We start from the raw sequence: 16,033 nt of genomic DNA on the forward strand, positions 1-16,033 counted from the left end.
TCACTGGCCGGAATCAATGAATCAAACTACATTATCTAATTGTCAAAATGAAAAGCGTTCATACAGCATGCTGGAACTTCGACATCTACGCACCTTGATCGCCCTGCGGGACGCAGGCTCTCTGGTAGAAGCGGCGCAGCGGGTGCACCTGACCCAGTCCGCGCTGTCGCACCAGCTCAAGGATCTCGAGGAGCGTCTCGGCAGTCCGCTGTTCCTGCGCAAATCTCGTCCGGTCACCTTCACTCGGGCCGGCCTGCGCCTGCTGGAACTGGCGGAACGCATCCTGCCCCAGGTACGCATGGCGGAGCGGGACCTGGCGCGGCTGGCGGGACAGGAAAACGGTCGGCTGCACATGGCCATCGAATGCCACAGCTGTTTTCAGTGGCTGATGCCGACCATCGATCATTTTCGCGACCATTGGCCGGAGATCGAAGTGGATATCCCCGGCGGCCATCATTTCGATCCGCTGCCGGCCCTGGCCCGGGAGCAGCTCGATCTGGTGATCACTGCGGACCCGCAGCCGCTAGCGGGGGTGCATTACGAGCCGCTGTTTCGCTACGAAGGCCTGCTGGCGGTGGCCAAGCAGCACGAACTGGCGAGCCGCGCCTGGATCTCGCCGACCGACCTTGCGACGGAAACCTTGATAACCTATCCAGTTGAGCATGCACGCCTGGACGTGTTTGGCCAGTTTCTCGACCCGGCGGGAGTGCGTCCCAAGGAAATACGCACCGCGGAGTTGACCATTATGATGATGCAGCTGGTGGCCAGCGGTAGAGGGGTCTGCGCCCTGCCGAACTGGGCGCTGACGGAATACCTGGAGCGAGATTACGTACGCGCAGTGTCGCTGGGGGAAGGCGGCATGTGGAGCACCCTGTTCGCCGCCATTCGCGAGGAGGACCTGGAGGCCGGCTGGATGGGCGACTTCCTGCGTACCGCCCGGGAAACCTCTTTCGCGGTACTGGAGGGTATCAAACCAGCCTAGTGGGCGTGAAGTCGGTCTCTTCCGCAGGCGTCGCCGGCAACGCCGCCTGAGGTAGCTGCAGGGTGAAGCGCGCGCCACCCAAGGTCGGGCTATCATCGATCACTACGCTGCCCCGGTGCCAGTGCATGATCTTCTGCACGATGGAAAGCCCCAGCCCGTAACCGCCGGAGCGTCGGGTGCGGCTATCGTCCAGTCGAGAGAAAGGCTTGAAGACCTTGAGACGGTCGTTTTCCGGCACCCCGGGACCGTCGTCCTCCACCGCGAGTTGCACCGTGCGCAGGCTATGCTTGATGCTGATCATCACCCGGGAGTCCGCGTGGCGACAGGCGTTGGCCACCAGGTTCTGCAACGCGCGCTGCAGATAGCGCGGCTCCGCCACCACTTCGATTTCCGGCCCCGGTGCCAGCTCGAGAGAGAGCCGGCCGTGCAGCGGCGCCAAGGTCTCGATGACACGCACCGCCAGGGCTCGACAATCGACTTCCTCGGATTTGAGATCCATGCCCTGGACCTGACCCCCGCCCAGGCGCGCATAGGTCAGAATCTCATCGATCAGAGTATCAAGTTCCTCGATATCCCCATCGATGCCTTTTAACTGACGGCGCACCGGCGGGCTGTCGATCATGTCCTCGACCATCTGCACCGCGAAGCGGATCCGCGCCACCGGCGTACGCAGTTCATGGGAAACGCCGCGAATCATGTCCTGCTGGGATTGAAGCAGCGCCTGGACCTGCGCCGCCATGCCGTTAAACGCCATGCCCAGACGTCCGAGGAAGTCGCTGCTGTCGACCTTGACTCGGGTATCCAGGTGGCCGCCGGCAATCCGCGTGGCGGCAAGTTCGAGCCGCGCCACTCGGGCCTCGAGCCCACGCACGATCATGTAGATGATGCCCGCCAGCACCGCCAGCATGATCACCAGCAAGGTCAGGGACAGCGTCAGGGACATGGGCTCGAAGGGTTTCAAGGGTCCTACCTGCACCCATTCGATACCGCCTTCCGGCGTGGGCAGACGCAGGAAAAGCGACATTGCCCAGCGCTGGGGCAGCAGGCGTACCACCACCTCGCTGTCTTGCATGCGCGTGACCCTTTCAGGGTCCAGCCCTTCGGGTACCTGCTCGGACAGAGTGGCGGTAAAAGCAGCATTTTTCAGTCGCTCGAGGCGCTCACGGCGCTGTTCGCCCTCCACCGCGGAAAGCCACTGCCCCAGGTTCTGCGCCAGCCCGGTCAGTTGCCTTTCGCTCATACTGGTCAGTTCCGCCTTCAACAGCCATTGCTCCCCGGGCAGGCGGCGATACAGGATCCAACGCTGGCTTTCTTCCTGATAAGCCAGGGTGCGCCCGGCCTCCAGTCTGGCGCGCTCGAAGTAGCTGAGAGAATAAGTGCCCCATTCGTATAGTTCGAGTTGAATACCCAGGGCGCGGCTTTGTTCGTCGAGCCATGCTTGCCGACTTTCCTGAGGCAGCACGCCGAGTTCCGCGGTCAGCAGCGTCATCGGCGCTTCCGCCAGCAGTTCCCGGTAATGCTCACGGCGCACCTTGTCGATCAACGTGAAAGCGACCAGCGCCAGGCCGAAGGTCAGCACCAGCGCCAGCGCCAGCATCACATAGACACGCAGGAAAGTACTCTCCGCCAGCGGGCGGGGCATGAGACGCGACGCGGACATCAACCGTCCTTGACAAACAGATAGCCTTTGCTACGCACCGTCTTGATGCGATGGGGCTGGTGGGGATCGTCGCCGATCTTGGGTCGGATACGCGACACTCGCACGTCGATGGAACGATCCTGGCCGTCGTACTTGATACCGCGCAGGGACGAGAAGATTTCCTCCCGGGTCAGCACCTGGCCGGCCCGACTGGCCAGCAGCCAGAGCAGATCGAATTCCGCGCTGGTCAGGTCGATCCGCTCGCCGGAAAGCCAGGCTTCTCGAGTGGCGCTGTCGATCTCCAGATCGGAAAATACCAGCCGAGCCTCGTCGCCGCTGGTTTCGATGGCGTCGGTGCGGCGCATCAAGGCGCGCATGCGAGCCAGCAGCACTCTGGGCTGTACCGGCTTGGGCACGTAGTCGTCCGCACCCATTTCCAGGCCCAACACCTGATCCATGTCGTCCGTGCGCGCGGTCAGCATCAGAATCGGCCCGGTGTAATCCGTACGTGCTCGACGACAGATCGACAAGCCGTCCTCACCGGGCAGCATCAGATCGAGAATCACCAGATCCGGTTGCAGCGAGACGATGCGTTCCACCCCCTTGGAACCGTCCGCCTCCAGCGTTACCTGAAAACCATTGGCCTCGAGATAATCTCGTGTCAACTCGGCCAATCGTTCGTCATCTTCGATGATCAGTATGTGATCCTGGTTGTGGCTATCCAAGCTTGTATCCATCCCGTTGACTAGCTGGCAATCACGTCCAGCAAGATTTCTTGTGTGTATCTCGCCATAGGCTACATCGCGTTACCCATTGTGGCGAGTCGTGTAACTCCCACCATAGCGGATAGCAAGAAATGTTACCCGAAAACTCGGCGCCTAAAGAAACACTTAATAGCGAAAACGACGCCGTTTCCGGAGGTTTACTCTTGATAGCATTAGCCAGCTAAAAATTTATGACTATTACGGTAATTTACATTGCTTTAATAAAACAATGAAAAAAGTTTAGCGCTGGGGGCCGCGTCATGGCAGGGTTTCGGGCGTCCTGCGAAACCATCCCCACAAGACACACACTTTATCCACAATTTATCCACTTGCTAGCATGCAAAACACACACTATCTTGTGCTTGCGCTTGGCGAAACCACAATATGATGTTTCGTGAAACAAGTTTTTCAATTACTGCTGTCAAGCATCCCTCGCGACTTGGCAGTACAGACGCCCCGGCGATAGCGCCGTATGGCGTAATCGATGACTTTCCATTCATTATTATCCACCAGGAATGCTCGGCGCCATGAACCAGATGCTTTCTTCCGACGATATTTCGCTGAACACCACCGCTCCCCAACAACTGCGGGTGATCAAGCGTACCGGCGATGTGGTCGAATTCGATGCCAGCAAGGTCTCGGTAGCCATGACCAAGGCTTTCATCGCCGTGGAAGGCGACAACGCGGGGACATCGTCGCGAGTTCGCGACTTCGTCGCCCAAGCCTCCCAGCAGATTGCCCAGGCATTTCAGCGGCGTCTGCCAGATGGCGGCACCTTGCATATCGAGGACATTCAGGATCAGGTGGAACTGGCCTTGATGCGCGCCGGGGAACAGAAGGTCGCCCGGGCCTATGTGCTCTATCGCGAAGAACACGCCCGAGCTCGGGCTGCGGAAGGCGAGGGCGTCGCCAAACCCCACCCGACCCTGAACGTCACCTTACCGGATGGCAGCCGTCGCCCGCTGGATCTGGGGCGCATCGAGACTCTTGTATTCGACGCCTGCGAAGGCCTGGAAAACGTCGATGCGCGTCGCATCGTCGAAGACTCTCTGAAGAACCTCTACGACGGGGTCGGCCTTGAAGGCGTGGCCACGGCGCTGATGATGACCGCCCGCACCCTGGTGGAGAAGGAACCCAACTATACCTACGTCACCGCTCGGCTATTGCAGGACAACCTGCGCCGCGAGGCGCTGTCCTTCCTGGGCATTGCCGAGGAAGCCACCTATCAGGACATGGCGAAGCTCTACAAGCCGGCGTTCCAGGCCTATATCGAGAAAGGTATCGCCTTCGAGCAGCTCGACCCCGAATTGGCGACCTTCGATCTGGTGCGCCTGGGCGATGCCCTGGATCACAGCCGGGACAACCAGTTCACCTATCTCTCCCTGCAGACCCTCTACGATCGCTACTTCATCCATCGCGACGACGTGCGCTACGAGCTGCCCCAGGTCCTGTTCATGCGGGTCGCCATGGGGCTTTCGCTGAACGAGGACGATCGGGAAGCCCGGGCCATCGAATTCTACCGGCTGCTGTCGAGCTTCGACTACATGGCCTCCACCCCGACCCTGTTCAACGCCGGTACCCTGCGCAGCCAGCTCTCTTCCTGCTACCTGACCACGGTGCCGGACAACCTGGACGGCATCTACAGCGCGATCCGCGACAACGCCATGCTCTCCAAATGGGCCGGTGGCCTGGGCAACGACTGGACCCCGGTGCGGGCCCTCGGCTCCTACATCAAGGGCACCAACGGCAAGTCCCAGGGCGTTGTACCCTTCCTCAAGGTGGTCAACGACACCGCGGTGGCGGTCAATCAGGGTGGCAAGCGCAAGGGCGCGGTCTGTGCCTACCTGGAGACCTGGCACCTGGACGTCGAGGAATTCATCGAACTCAGGAAGAACACCGGGGACGATCGCCGGCGTACCCACGACATGAACAGCGCCAACTGGGTGCCGGACCTGTTCATGAAGCGGGTATTCGACGACGGCGACTGGACCCTGTTCTCCCCCGCCGATTGCCCGGACCTGCACGATCTGTACGGCGCCGCCTTCGAGAAGCGCTATGAAGAATACGAGGCAATGACCCGCAGCGGGCAGCTCAAGCTCTTCAAGCGGGTCAAGGCCAAGGACCTGTGGCGCAAGATGCTCTCGATGCTGTTCGAGACCGGCCATCCCTGGATCACCTTCAAGGATCCCTGCAACCTGCGCAGCCCCCAGAGCCACGCCGGGGTGGTGCACAGCTCCAACCTGTGTACCGAGATCACCCTGAACACCTCCGTGGAGGAGATCGCCGTGTGCAACCTGGGTTCCATCAACCTGGCGAGCCATATCGACAATGGCGAACTCGACGGCGACAAGCTCAGGCAGACCGTGCGCACCGCGGTGCGCATGCTCGACAACGTCATCGATATCAACTACTACGCGGTGCCCCAGGCGAGGAACTCCAACCTCAAGCACCGTCCGGTAGGGCTGGGGCTGATGGGCTTCCAGGATTCGCTCTACCAGCTCGGTATCGCCTACACCAGCAGCGAAGCGGTGGATTTCGCCGATCGCTCCATGGAGCTGATCAGCTATCACGCCATCGAGGCCTCCAGCGATCTGGCCGCGGAGCGCGGTCACTACGAAAGCTTCGAGGGCTCGCTGTGGAGCCTGGGCATCCTGCCGCTGGATTCCATCGAGCGCCTCAAGCTCGAGCGGGGCGAGAAGTATCTCGACATGGACACCTCAAGCACCCAGGACTGGGAGCGCCTGCGGGAGAAGGTCACTAGCCAGGGCATGCGCAACTCCAACGTGATGGCCATCGCCCCCACCGCGACGATCTCCAATATCTGCGGCGTGTCCCAATCCATCGAGCCCACCTATCAGAACCTCTATGTGAAATCGAACCTGTCCGGCGAATTCACCGTGGTCAACGCCCACATGGTCCGCGATCTCAAGGAACGTGATCTGTGGGACGAGGTGATGATCAACGATCTCAAGTATTACGACGGCAGCGTGCAGCCCATCGATCGGGTGCCGGAGGACTTGAAGGCCAAGTACGCCACCGCCTTCGAAGTGGAGCCCAAGTGGCTGGTGGACGCCGCTTCCCGGCGCCAGAAATGGATCGATCAGGCCCAGTCCCTGAACCTCTATATCCAGGGAGTGTCCGGCAAGAAGCTCGACGTCACCTATCGCATGGCCTGGCTGCGCGGCTTGAAGACCACCTACTACCTGCGCGCCCTGGGCGCCACCTCGGTGGAAAAATCCACCGTGGATCGCGGCAGCCTCAACGCCGTGGGTCATGGTGCCGGCGCCCCGAGCCCGGTGCCGGAAGCCGGGCCTCGCGGTATCGACGATTTCCTGCAGGGCAAGGGCAGCCAGCGGGCGCCTACCGCCGGGGAGATAGACGAGCTGGGCTGCGAGGCCTGCCAGTAAGGGAAAGAACTTGCTGCGCTCGCGAAGTTCTTGAAAAGGATCAACGAAGGGGAAACAACATGCTGAATTGGGACGATTTTCACGAAGACGCCGGTGACGACAACACTGCCACTGCCGAGGCTCCCGCGCCGGCTCACCCGAAGCCCGCGCCGCAGCCCGCTGCCAAACCGCAGGCTCCAGTCGAAAAGGTGAGCGAGAGCAAGGGACAGTACAAGGTCGTCGAGCAGGATCGACTGGCCCGGGCCCGCCAGTCTCTCGAGGAGCTGGACGTGGCCGCCGGCCTGGAAGAGCTGGAAATGGGCGCGGCGCGCATCGAGGTGGATCAGAAGCGCATGATCAACGCCCGGGCCGACCTCAACCAGCTGGTGCCCTTCAAGTACGAATGGGCTTGGCAGAAATACCTGGACGGCACCGCCAACCACTGGATGCCCCAGGAAATTAACATGAACGCGGATATCGCCCTGTGGAAGAGCCAGGACGGCCTGACCGCGGACGAGCGGCGTATCGTCGAGCGCAGCCTGGGCTATTTCTCCACGGCGGATTCCCTGGTCGCCAATAACCTGGTGCTGGCGGTGTACCGGCTGATCACCAATCCGGAATGTCGCCAGTACCTGCTGCGTCAGGCGTTTGAAGAGGCTATCCACACTCACGCCTATCAGTACTGCGTGGAATCCCTGGGCATGGACGAAGGCGAGGTCTTCAACATGTATCGGGAGGTGCCGTCGGTTGCCGCCAAGTCCGCCTGGAGCCTCAAGCACACCCAATCCCTGGCCCGCCCGGACTTCCATACCGGCACCTCGGAGACGGACCAGGAGCTATTGCGCAACCTGATCGCCTTCTACGCGGTGACCGAAGGCATCTTCTTCTACTGCGGCTTCAGCCAGATTCTGTCCATGGGCCGACGCAACAAGATGACCGGGGTCGCGGAGCAATTCCAGTACATCCTGCGGGACGAATCCATGCACCTGAACTTCGGCATCGACATGATCAACCAGATCAAGATCGAGAATCCGCACCTGTGGACGCCGGCATTCCAGGATGAAGTCATCCAGATGATTCTCGAAGGCACCGAGCTCGAGATCGAATACGCGCGCGACACCATGCCCCGCGGCGTGCTGGGCATGAACGCGGCGATCATGGAGGAATACCTGCACTTCATCTGCAACCGCCGCCTCGCCCAGCTTGGCTTGAAGGAACAGTTCCCCGGTGCCAAGAACCCCTTCCCCTGGATGAGCGAGATCATCGACCTGCGCAAGGAGAAGAACTTCTTCGAGACTCGTGTCACCGAGTATCAGGTGGGGGGAGCGCTTAGCTGGGATTGATTATCCCCGCTTGGCCCAAGACTCTTGCATTGACGCCTTTGCCTGCCCTGGCAGGGGCGTTTTTGTTATGGCCGAAATATCTCGATTTTCAGCCCATCGATATGACGATAATGGCGATCGTTGGCGGTCAGCAACGTGATGCCCAGCTCCAAGGCGGTAGCGGCGATCACGGCATCGGCCATTTGCATGCCATGACTCAAGGCGTAACTTTCTACCAGAAAGGCGGCCCGTGCGGAGATGCCTTCATGCAGATGAACCAATTCCACCTCCCAATAACGCATTGCCCGGCGTAATTGCTGTTGTTCCTGCTTATTGCGCAGCCCTTGCACCAGCTCCATATAGGTTACCGCCGAAACCGCAAAGCCACGCATGTCGTCCAATCGCTCGGCGGCTTGTTCATTGCCGCGCAGGTTCCAGATCAGCACGTCGGTATCGCCCAGCATCGGCACTACTCTTCTGCAAAAGTGCGTGGCTGGCGTAGCCTGCGAGCTCGATCATTTACTTCCAGATCCTGTCGATCCGCCCATAGGCCGAAGGCCGGATTTCGCGTGGAGTCGGGCGATTCATCGCGATCGGCACTTACCAAGCGTGCGCAGGGTTTGCCTCGATAGGTAATTTCCACTTCCTCGCCTCGCGCAGTGGCTGCTAAAAGAGCCTTGGTATGTAACCGTAGATCCTTGACGATTGCCTGCATTTCGTCCTCCTTGAAAGTTACACAATGAAAGGTAACTTACTATTAACCTGGCAATCAAATAGGTCATCCTGACCTCTTTGATTGTCGCCCCCGTCACACTGGCGCAGATGAGTGAATCTGCTGGTGTGACGCGGGCTCGCGCCGACCTACCGGCCGGCGGCGGCACTTCCCTGTGCCGCAATTAACCCGACATAAATGCTTGCCGGGTTAATAAACGACTGGACACGTTAGATCATATTCGATAGTTACCGCATTCGTTTTTATTGGAGGCGATACTACTCTTGCTCAAACGAGCGCGTCTTGCCCAAACAGGCTGACCCTCATGGGTTCTTGCTCAAACGCCAGTATTTAAATCTTTTACTTTCTCACAGCCAACGGAAGCGATATCTGCATGAATACTCCAGAAGACTTCCCCGTACTCAGTCATCGAGAGAATGGCGTGGTGACGCTGACCTTGAATCGCCCTCACCGTTTCAACGTGCTCAGCGAAGAAATGCTCGAGGCGCTTGAGCAGGCGCTCGAGCACCTAAACGAGGATAAGACGCTGCGTTGCCTGGTAATCGCGGCGGAGGGCCGGGCCTTCTGCGCCGGGCACGATCTCAAGCAGATGCGCGAGACGCCAGAGAAAACCTATTACCAGACGCTCTTTTCCCGCTGTAGCGCGTTGATGCAGTCGATCGTCGCTTTTCCGGTGCCGGTGATCGCTCGGGTACAGGGCATCGCCACCGCCGCGGGATGCCAACTGGTCGCCAGTTGCGACCTGGCGGTGGCGGCACGTTCGGCGCGGTTTGCGGTATCCGGCATCAACGCAGGGCTTTTCTGCGCGACCCCGGGGGTGGCGCTGAGCCGCAACGTCGGTCGCAAGGCCGCTGCGGAGATGCTGTTCACCGGTGAATTCATCGATGCGGAGCAAGCTCGTGACTGGGGATTGGTCAACCGAGTCGCGGAAGACGAGGCGCTGGACGCGGCGGTCGATGAACTCACCGCAAGCATTTGCGCCAAGAGTAATGTCGCCGTGAGGGCAGGGAAGGCCGTGCTGCATCGCCAGCTGGCCATGCCGCTGTCGGAAGCCTACGACTATGCCTGCGGCATCATGGCGGACAACATGATGGCGGAGGACGCCGCGGAAGGGATCGATGCCTTTATCGAAAAGCGCCCTCCCGAATGGCGCCATCGCTGAGCCAGCCTAATGCCTGGCTTTTTACCAAGGACTTACACATCCCGATCGAGAAACTCGCGAATCGTCTCCCCGGCTTGCTCTATGGATAACACTCCATCCAGATGGCCGCGCTTGCCTTCGAGGACAACTTCCTCGACCGGGGTGCCATCCGCGGCGATTGTCTCGATGGTCTGGCGCACCAGCGCCGGAAAGAACACCAGATCGTCTTCGCTGTAGATCATTAGGGTCGGCGCCTCAATGGCGGCAAGCCCGGCTTCCGCGTTCTCACCTTCGCCGGTGACAAAGAGCTGGTTGGCCTTGACCAGATAAAGCAGGTGATTGGCATCGGCGACCTTGGCGCGATCGGTGGCGACATCATCGAGCACCTTCTCGAACAGGAATTGCGCCTCCAGGCTGCTGGCGGGATCGACGCCTTCCTCCGCCCATTCACGGCCATAGGTGTCGTTGGCCCACTGCCAGTGATTGGCCTGCAGGGTAATCAGCTTCAGCGATTCCTCGAGCCCTTTCGTGGGCGGCTCGGCCTTGTAGTAGTCACCGCCGTTCCAATCAGGATCAACCTTGATGGGCGCCGCCCAGGCATCCAGCCAGCCGATCAGGTAGGCGTTGGCGGCGCCGGAGCCGATCACCGGGATCACCCGCTCGACCCTTTCGGGATAGACGCTCGCCCACTCGTAGGCCTGTAACGAGCCCATGGAGGCGCCCATTACTGCGTGCAGGCTACCGATACCTTGGTTTTCCAGCAGCGCCTTCTGCACTTCGACGAAATCGCCGATGGTAACGACCGGAAAATCCAGCCCCCAAGGCTCGCCGGTCTCGGGATTGAGGGTCGCCGGGCCGGTGGTGATTACCTTCGGATCCTTGGCATTCAGGTTCACCAGAGTATCCGAGGCGATAATATAATACTCGTCCGTATCCAGCGGCTTGCCTGGCCCGATGATGGCGTCCCAATAGCCGGGAGCAGCATCGTCCTTGCTATAGCGTCCCGCGGCGTGACTGGTGCCGGAAAAATAATGGGTGATCAGGATGACGTTGTCCTTGGCCTCGTTCAGCGTGCCGTAGGCCTCCCAGCCTACCTTGAGCGAGGGAATCCGCTCGCCGCCTTGAGTGGTGTAGCCATCCATCTCGAAGACGTGTTTTTCCACCAGCTCGTCGTAGCCAACGGCCACTCCATTACCCAGCACAAACAGGTTTGCCGCTAGCCCGACGAGCCACCAGCGTTGTCCGGCGCATCCAGCGCGGACGCAAGATGAAAACAACAGCGAAATTAACCTAGGCTTGATCATGAGTTTTCCTGATTCCAGTGGGAGATGATCCGGAATGGATCGATAGCGGCAACCAATCGGCTTGCTCTCAATCGATATTGATTACGATCATGCTTCCGCTATTGGAAGAGTGCTATCGTGCCTGAAAAGGAGGTATCGCCATGACCGAGTCCAAGAGCATCATCAAACGAATCTACGTTCCTACTCATATCCGACAGTTACCCGGTGGCGAACGTGTCAAGGTTCCCGGCCATTACAAGGCCATCGACTGATACCTTGTCCGCGTCTGCTTCACCAAATGAAGTTCGATCGATACAAAAACGGACAGGCCTTTTGATGGCCTGCCCGCGACATACTCAACATGCAATCGCTACCCTTTGGGACCGAACAACAGCCAGACAATCAAACCGATCAAGGGGAAGATGATCAGTACGATAATCCAGATCACCTTGGCAAGGGTACTTGCTCCGCTTTTCGCCACCTTGACGATGGCCCAGATGACAATGATCAACCAGATCAAGCTCAGTAGACCACCGAAGACGTTACCTACACTGCTAAACAAGCTATCCATGTCGTTTCTCCTTGGCTATCGGTTAGCGTCACCATAAGTAGCATAACCCGCCTGATAAAACATAGCCGAATAATGAAACAGAGTATCATTGGTTACCATCTGGACGAGGAAAACCACTGGGTCGCGGAGCTTGCCTGCGGTCACAACCAACACGTGCGCCATCAGCCGCCCTGGGTGGAGCGCCCTTGGGTAACCCACGAATCAGGGCGCGCCGCCATGCTGGGTTTCTTGCTGGACTGCAAGAAGTGCGATCGCGGCGAACCTCGGGATAATCCGTGATATCCAGGCTGCTGTCGCTACCATTTATATCCCCTTCCCAGTAGGCTGAGACATACTTCAATATCGGCCAATCCATTGGGGAAAAGCGTCATGAAAAAAGAAACCATCAGCGTACATGCTGGCTACGCGGGTGACCCAACCAGCCACGCTTGCGCGGTGCCGATCTACCAGACTGTCGCCTACGAGTTCGACAACGCCCAGCACGGAGCGGACCTGTTCAACCTGGACGTGCCGGGCAACATCTACGCGCGCATCATGAACCCTACCTGGGACGTGCTGGAGCAGCGGGTCGCCGCTTTGGAAGGCGGTATCGCCGCCCTGGCCACTTCCGCCGGCAGCGCCGCCATCCATTACGCCATTCTGACCATCGCGTCAGCCGGCGACAATATCGTTACCACCCCGCAGCTCTACGGCGGCACCTATACCTTGTTCGCTCATATGCTGCCGAGCCTGGGTATCGAGGTGCGTTTCGCCGAGACGGATCAGGCGGCGGATATCGGCGGGCTGATCGACACTCGCACCAAGGCGGTATTCTGCGAGACCATCGGCAATCCTGCGGGCAACATCGTCGATATCGAACCTATCGCTCAGGTGGCGCATAGTCATGGCGTACCGCTGATCGTCGACAACACCGTGGCCACCCCGGCGCTGCTCAACCCCATCGAATTCGGGGCGGATATCGTCGTGCATTCCTTGACCAAGTACATGGGCGGACACGGCAACTCCCTGGGTGGAATCATCGTCGATTCCGGCAAGTTTCCCTGGGCGGAGCACGCGGAGCGCTTTGCGGTGCTCAACCAGCCGGAGCCCGCCTATCACGGCGTGATCTATACCCAGCAGTTCGGCGAGGCGGCCTTTGTTGCCCGAGCGCGCACGGTGCCGCTGCGTAATACCGGCTCGGCCCTTTCGCCGATCAATGCTTTCCTGCTGCTGCAGGGTATCGAAACCCTGCCCCTGAGAATGGAACGCCACTGCGAAAATGCCATGGCGGTAGCCCGCTATCTGCAAAAGCACCCCAAGGTGGAATGGGTCAGCTACGCCGGCCTAGAGGATCATCCGCATCATGAATTAGCCAGGAAATACCTGGGCGGCAGGCCGTCGTCGCTGTTGACCTTCGGCATTCAGGGCGGCTTCGAGGCGGGGGTGAAATTCTACGATGCCCTCAAGCTGATCAAACGCCTGGTCAATATCGGCGACACTCGCAGCCTGGCCTGTCATCCGGCATCTACTACCCATCGCCAGTTGAGCGAGAACGAGCTGAAGAGCGCCGGAATCAGCCAGGAGATGCTGCGGCTGTGCATTGGCATCGAGCATATCGACGACATTATCGAGGATCTGGAACAGGCGTTTGCCGAAGTGTAACTTCCCTCATGCCTGGGGTGGCGGCTGGGACGTATCGAAGGCCACGCTTCTGACCAGCGCCACTACCCGCATGCCTTTCTTCAGACGCATTTCATCGAAGGACTTGCGGGTCAATCTGGCACGCAAGGCCTGACCGTTCGTGCCACCCATACCGTTCAGCTTCAGGCGCAGCTCCACGGCGCTGGTGCCCGGTTCGCTATCACCGACCTCTTCGATAACGGCGGCGATCTGATTGCGATAACTTATGGCGGGAGAAGACGCCAAGGCCAACGCCACGTCCCGCACCGGAATACGCAGTCGTAGCCGTGTGCCCAAATCGACATTCAATCGCGGCAGGGTCAATTGCTGCCCATCGGCGAGGCGTAGATAGCTCAGCGCATAGCTCGCGTCATGGCCCACCACCCACGCATCAAGTACGGAAATCGCATCGAAACCGCCCAGGTGCTCGGTCAAATCGAAACGCATCAACAGCCGCTCTAGACGATCGTGAGCGCGAATTTTTCCCTGATCGATGATCGCCAGGTCATCGGCGATGGCGCTGAGTTCCTGGGGGTCGTGGCTGACGTAGAGAATGGGAATGTCGATTTCCCTGGCAAGCCGCAGAATATAGTGCAGCAGCTCCTGCTTGCGGGCGCCGTCAAGCCCGGTCAGTGGCTCGTCCATCAACAGCATGCGTGGCGCGGAGAGCAGCGCCCGGCCTATTGCCACCCGACGCGCCTCGCCGCCGGACAAGGTGCCGGGAAAGCGCTCCAGCAGGAATTCGATGCCAAGCAGCTCGACGATGCTCGCAAAACGGGATCGGGCAGCGGTAGGCATGCCGTAAGTGAGATTGCCGCGCACCCGATAGTGGGGAAACAGCCGCGCCTCCTGGAACACCACGCCGAGTTGCCGCCTGTGAGGCGGTACCCAGCGGCCTTGCGCGGCGTCAAAGAAGACGTCGTCATGAATGGCGATACGCCCCTCATCCGGCCGATCCAGCCCGGCAATCAGTCGCAGCAGACTGGTCTTGCCGCTCCCCGAAACGCCGAACAGAGCGGTGATACCGCTGGCTGGAATCTCGAGGGCTGCTTCCAGCCGCAGACAGCCCAACTGCTTGACCACATCACAGGTCAAACCGTTAGCGGTCATGCTCTATCGCCGAGGGAAACCGCCGGGGCCTCCCATGCCGCCGGGCCCACCCATACCGCCGGGCCCGCCCGGGCCACCGCTCCCCATCATGCCGGACATGCCGCGCATCATCTTTTGCATGCCGCCTTTCTTGGAGGCTTTCTTCATCACCTTTTGCATCTGCTTGTGCTGCTTGAGCAGACGATTGAGATCGGGAATCTGCAAGCCGGCGCCGGCGGCGATGCGCCGCTTGCGGGAACCGTTGATGATTTCCGGCTTGCGCCGCTCCTTGGGAGTCATGGAGTTGATCAGCGCTTCGAGCTTGCCCAGTTCCTTCTCCGGTCCCGGCCCCTGAGCCATTTCCGCCATCTGCCCCATGCCGGGCAGCTTGCTCATCAAGCCGCCCATGCCGCCCATCTTCTTGAGCTGCTGCAGCTGATCGCGAAAATCTTCCAGATCGAAGCCGTCGCCCTTCTTGACCTTTTTCGCCAGTCGCTCCGCCTGACGCTTGTCAACGGTGCGCTCGGCTTCCTCGATCAGCGACAGCATGTCGCCCATGCCGAGAATCCGCGAGGCGATCCGGTCCGGGTGGAAAGGCTCCAGGGCGTCGACCTTCTCGCCCACGCCCATGAACTTGATCGGCTTGCCGGTGATATGTCGCACGGACAGCGCGGCGCCGCCGCGAGCGTCGCCGTCCGCCTTGGTGAGAATCACCCCGGTCAGCGGCAGCGCCTCGTGGAAGGCCTTGGCAGTATTGGCCGCGTCCTGACCGGTCATGGCGTCGACCACGAACAGGGTTTCCTGAGGCGCGCAGGCCTTATGCAGCGCCTGGATCTCGTTCATCATGTCCGTATCGACATGCAGGCGACCGGCGGTATCGACGATCACCACGTCATGAAACTGGATCTTGGCGTGCTTCAGCGCCCCCTGAGCGATGGCCACCGGCTTTTGATCACTGCTGGATGGGAAGAAATCAACGCTGACTTCCCGGGCCAGGGTCTCGAGCTGGTCGATGGCCGCCGGACGGTAGATGTCAGTGGAAACCACTAGTACTTTCTTCTTCTCGCGCTCACGCAGATAGCGCGCCAGCTTGGCCACGGAAGTGGTCTTGCCCGCCCCTTGCAGGCCCGCTAGCAGGATGACCGAGGGCGAGCCCTTGAGGGAAAGGCCTTCATTGGCCTCGCCCATGATCGCCTCGAGTTCCTGCTGGACGATCTTGACAAACTGCTGGCCCGGCGAAAGGCTACGTGACACTTCTTGGCCCACGGCGCGCTCGCGCACTCGCTCGATGAACGCCTTGACCACCGGCAGCGCAACATCTGCTTCCAGCAGGGCGCGGCGAACCTCGCGCAGAGTTTCCTTGATATTATCCTCGGTCAGCTTGGCCTGACCGCTGATGGATTTCAGCGTCCTGGATAAACGCTCTGTCAAACTATCGAACATGGGGCCTCTCCGGCAGAACTA

14 protein-coding genes are annotated in these 16,033 nt (G+C 60.0%); 6 read left to right on the forward strand and 8 right to left on the reverse strand.

All coding sequences use genetic code 11. The features are described from left to right. Positions 1–67 precede the first annotated feature (67 nt). Complete coding sequence (locus FGL86_RS01325; protein WP_147182910.1) at positions 68–982, forward strand: LysR family transcriptional regulator; 915 nt, start codon at positions 68–70, stop codon at positions 980–982. Here FGL86_RS01325 and FGL86_RS01330 read toward each other — a convergent pair. Then, positions 969–2,642, reverse strand: a complete 1,674-nt coding sequence (locus tag FGL86_RS01330) for an ATP-binding protein (protein ID WP_246131702.1) — start codon at positions 2,640–2,642, stop codon at positions 969–971. The genes FGL86_RS01325 and FGL86_RS01330 overlap by 14 nt on opposite strands. Then, positions 2,642–3,358 carry a winged helix-turn-helix domain-containing protein gene (locus tag FGL86_RS01335; protein ID WP_147182912.1) on the reverse strand — a complete coding sequence of 239 codons (717 nt, stop codon included), beginning with the start codon at positions 3,356–3,358 and terminating at the stop codon, positions 2,642–2,644. The genes FGL86_RS01330 and FGL86_RS01335 overlap by 1 nt, the downstream gene beginning before the upstream one ends. Positions 3,359–3,912: 554 nt before the next feature. Between FGL86_RS01335 and FGL86_RS01340 the strand changes: the two genes are divergently transcribed. Beyond that, a complete protein-coding gene (locus FGL86_RS01340; protein ID WP_147182913.1) occupies positions 3,913–6,792 on the forward strand; it encodes a ribonucleoside-diphosphate reductase subunit alpha in 2,880 nt (959 codons plus the stop codon). Positions 6,793–6,851: 59 nt separating this feature from the next. After that, the gene (locus FGL86_RS01345; RefSeq protein WP_147182914.1) at positions 6,852–8,114 is read left to right on the forward strand and encodes a ribonucleotide-diphosphate reductase subunit beta; all 1,263 of its coding nucleotides are present in this window, start codon (positions 6,852–6,854) and stop codon (positions 8,112–8,114) included. A gap of 65 nt (positions 8,115–8,179) precedes the next feature. Here FGL86_RS01345 and FGL86_RS01350 read toward each other — a convergent pair whose 3' ends face one another. Next, entirely contained in the window at positions 8,180–8,557 is a 378-nt protein-coding gene (locus FGL86_RS01350) for a type II toxin-antitoxin system VapC family toxin (RefSeq protein ID WP_147182915.1), read from the reverse strand. 5 nt (positions 8,558–8,562) lie between these two features. Further along, on the reverse strand, positions 8,563–8,808 hold the full coding sequence (locus FGL86_RS01355) for a type II toxin-antitoxin system Phd/YefM family antitoxin (RefSeq protein ID WP_147182917.1): 246 nt from the start codon (positions 8,806–8,808) through the stop codon (positions 8,563–8,565). A gap of 391 nt (positions 8,809–9,199) precedes the next feature. Between FGL86_RS01355 and FGL86_RS01360 the strand changes: the two genes are divergently transcribed. Continuing rightward, the gene (locus FGL86_RS01360) at positions 9,200–9,988 is read left to right on the forward strand and encodes an enoyl-CoA hydratase (protein WP_147182918.1); all 789 of its coding nucleotides are present in this window, start codon (positions 9,200–9,202) and stop codon (positions 9,986–9,988) included. 32 nt (positions 9,989–10,020) lie between these two features. Here FGL86_RS01360 and FGL86_RS01365 read toward each other — a convergent pair whose 3' ends face one another. After that, positions 10,021–11,154, reverse strand: coding sequence for an E22 family MetX-like putative esterase (locus FGL86_RS01365; protein WP_246131703.1), 1,134 nt, complete (start codon positions 11,152–11,154; stop codon positions 10,021–10,023). A gap of 466 nt (positions 11,155–11,620) precedes the next feature. Beyond that, positions 11,621–11,821: a PLDc N-terminal domain-containing protein gene (locus FGL86_RS01370; protein WP_147182921.1), complete on the reverse strand. Its 201-nt coding sequence runs from the start codon at positions 11,819–11,821 to the stop codon at positions 11,621–11,623. A gap of 72 nt (positions 11,822–11,893) precedes the next feature. Here FGL86_RS01370 and FGL86_RS01375 point away from each other — a divergent pair, with 72 nt between their 5' ends. Both FGL86_RS01375 and FGL86_RS01380 read left to right on the forward strand, forming a co-directional pair. Continuing rightward, the gene (locus tag FGL86_RS01375) at positions 11,894–12,100 is read left to right on the forward strand and encodes a DUF3565 domain-containing protein (protein WP_147182923.1); all 207 of its coding nucleotides are present in this window, start codon (positions 11,894–11,896) and stop codon (positions 12,098–12,100) included. A gap of 90 nt (positions 12,101–12,190) precedes the next feature. Further along, on the forward strand, positions 12,191–13,462 hold the full coding sequence (locus tag FGL86_RS01380) for an O-acetylhomoserine aminocarboxypropyltransferase/cysteine synthase family protein (protein ID WP_147182924.1): 1,272 nt from the start codon (positions 12,191–12,193) through the stop codon (positions 13,460–13,462). Positions 13,463–13,468: 6 nt separating this feature from the next. Here the strand turns inward: FGL86_RS01380 and modC are convergent, their stop codons facing one another. Continuing rightward, positions 13,469–14,590 (reverse strand): molybdenum ABC transporter ATP-binding protein, encoded by a 1,122-nt coding sequence (gene modC / locus FGL86_RS01385; RefSeq protein WP_147182926.1) that lies wholly within the window; start codon positions 14,588–14,590, stop codon positions 13,469–13,471. A gap of 3 nt (positions 14,591–14,593) precedes the next feature. Then, entirely contained in the window at positions 14,594–16,012 is a 1,419-nt protein-coding gene (ffh, locus tag FGL86_RS01390; protein WP_147182927.1) for a signal recognition particle protein, read from the reverse strand. Positions 16,013–16,033: the final 21 nt, after the last annotated feature.

The organism is Pistricoccus aurantiacus (assembly GCF_007954585.1).
GTDB classification, from domain to species: domain Bacteria; phylum Pseudomonadota; class Gammaproteobacteria; order Pseudomonadales; family Halomonadaceae; genus Pistricoccus; species Pistricoccus aurantiacus.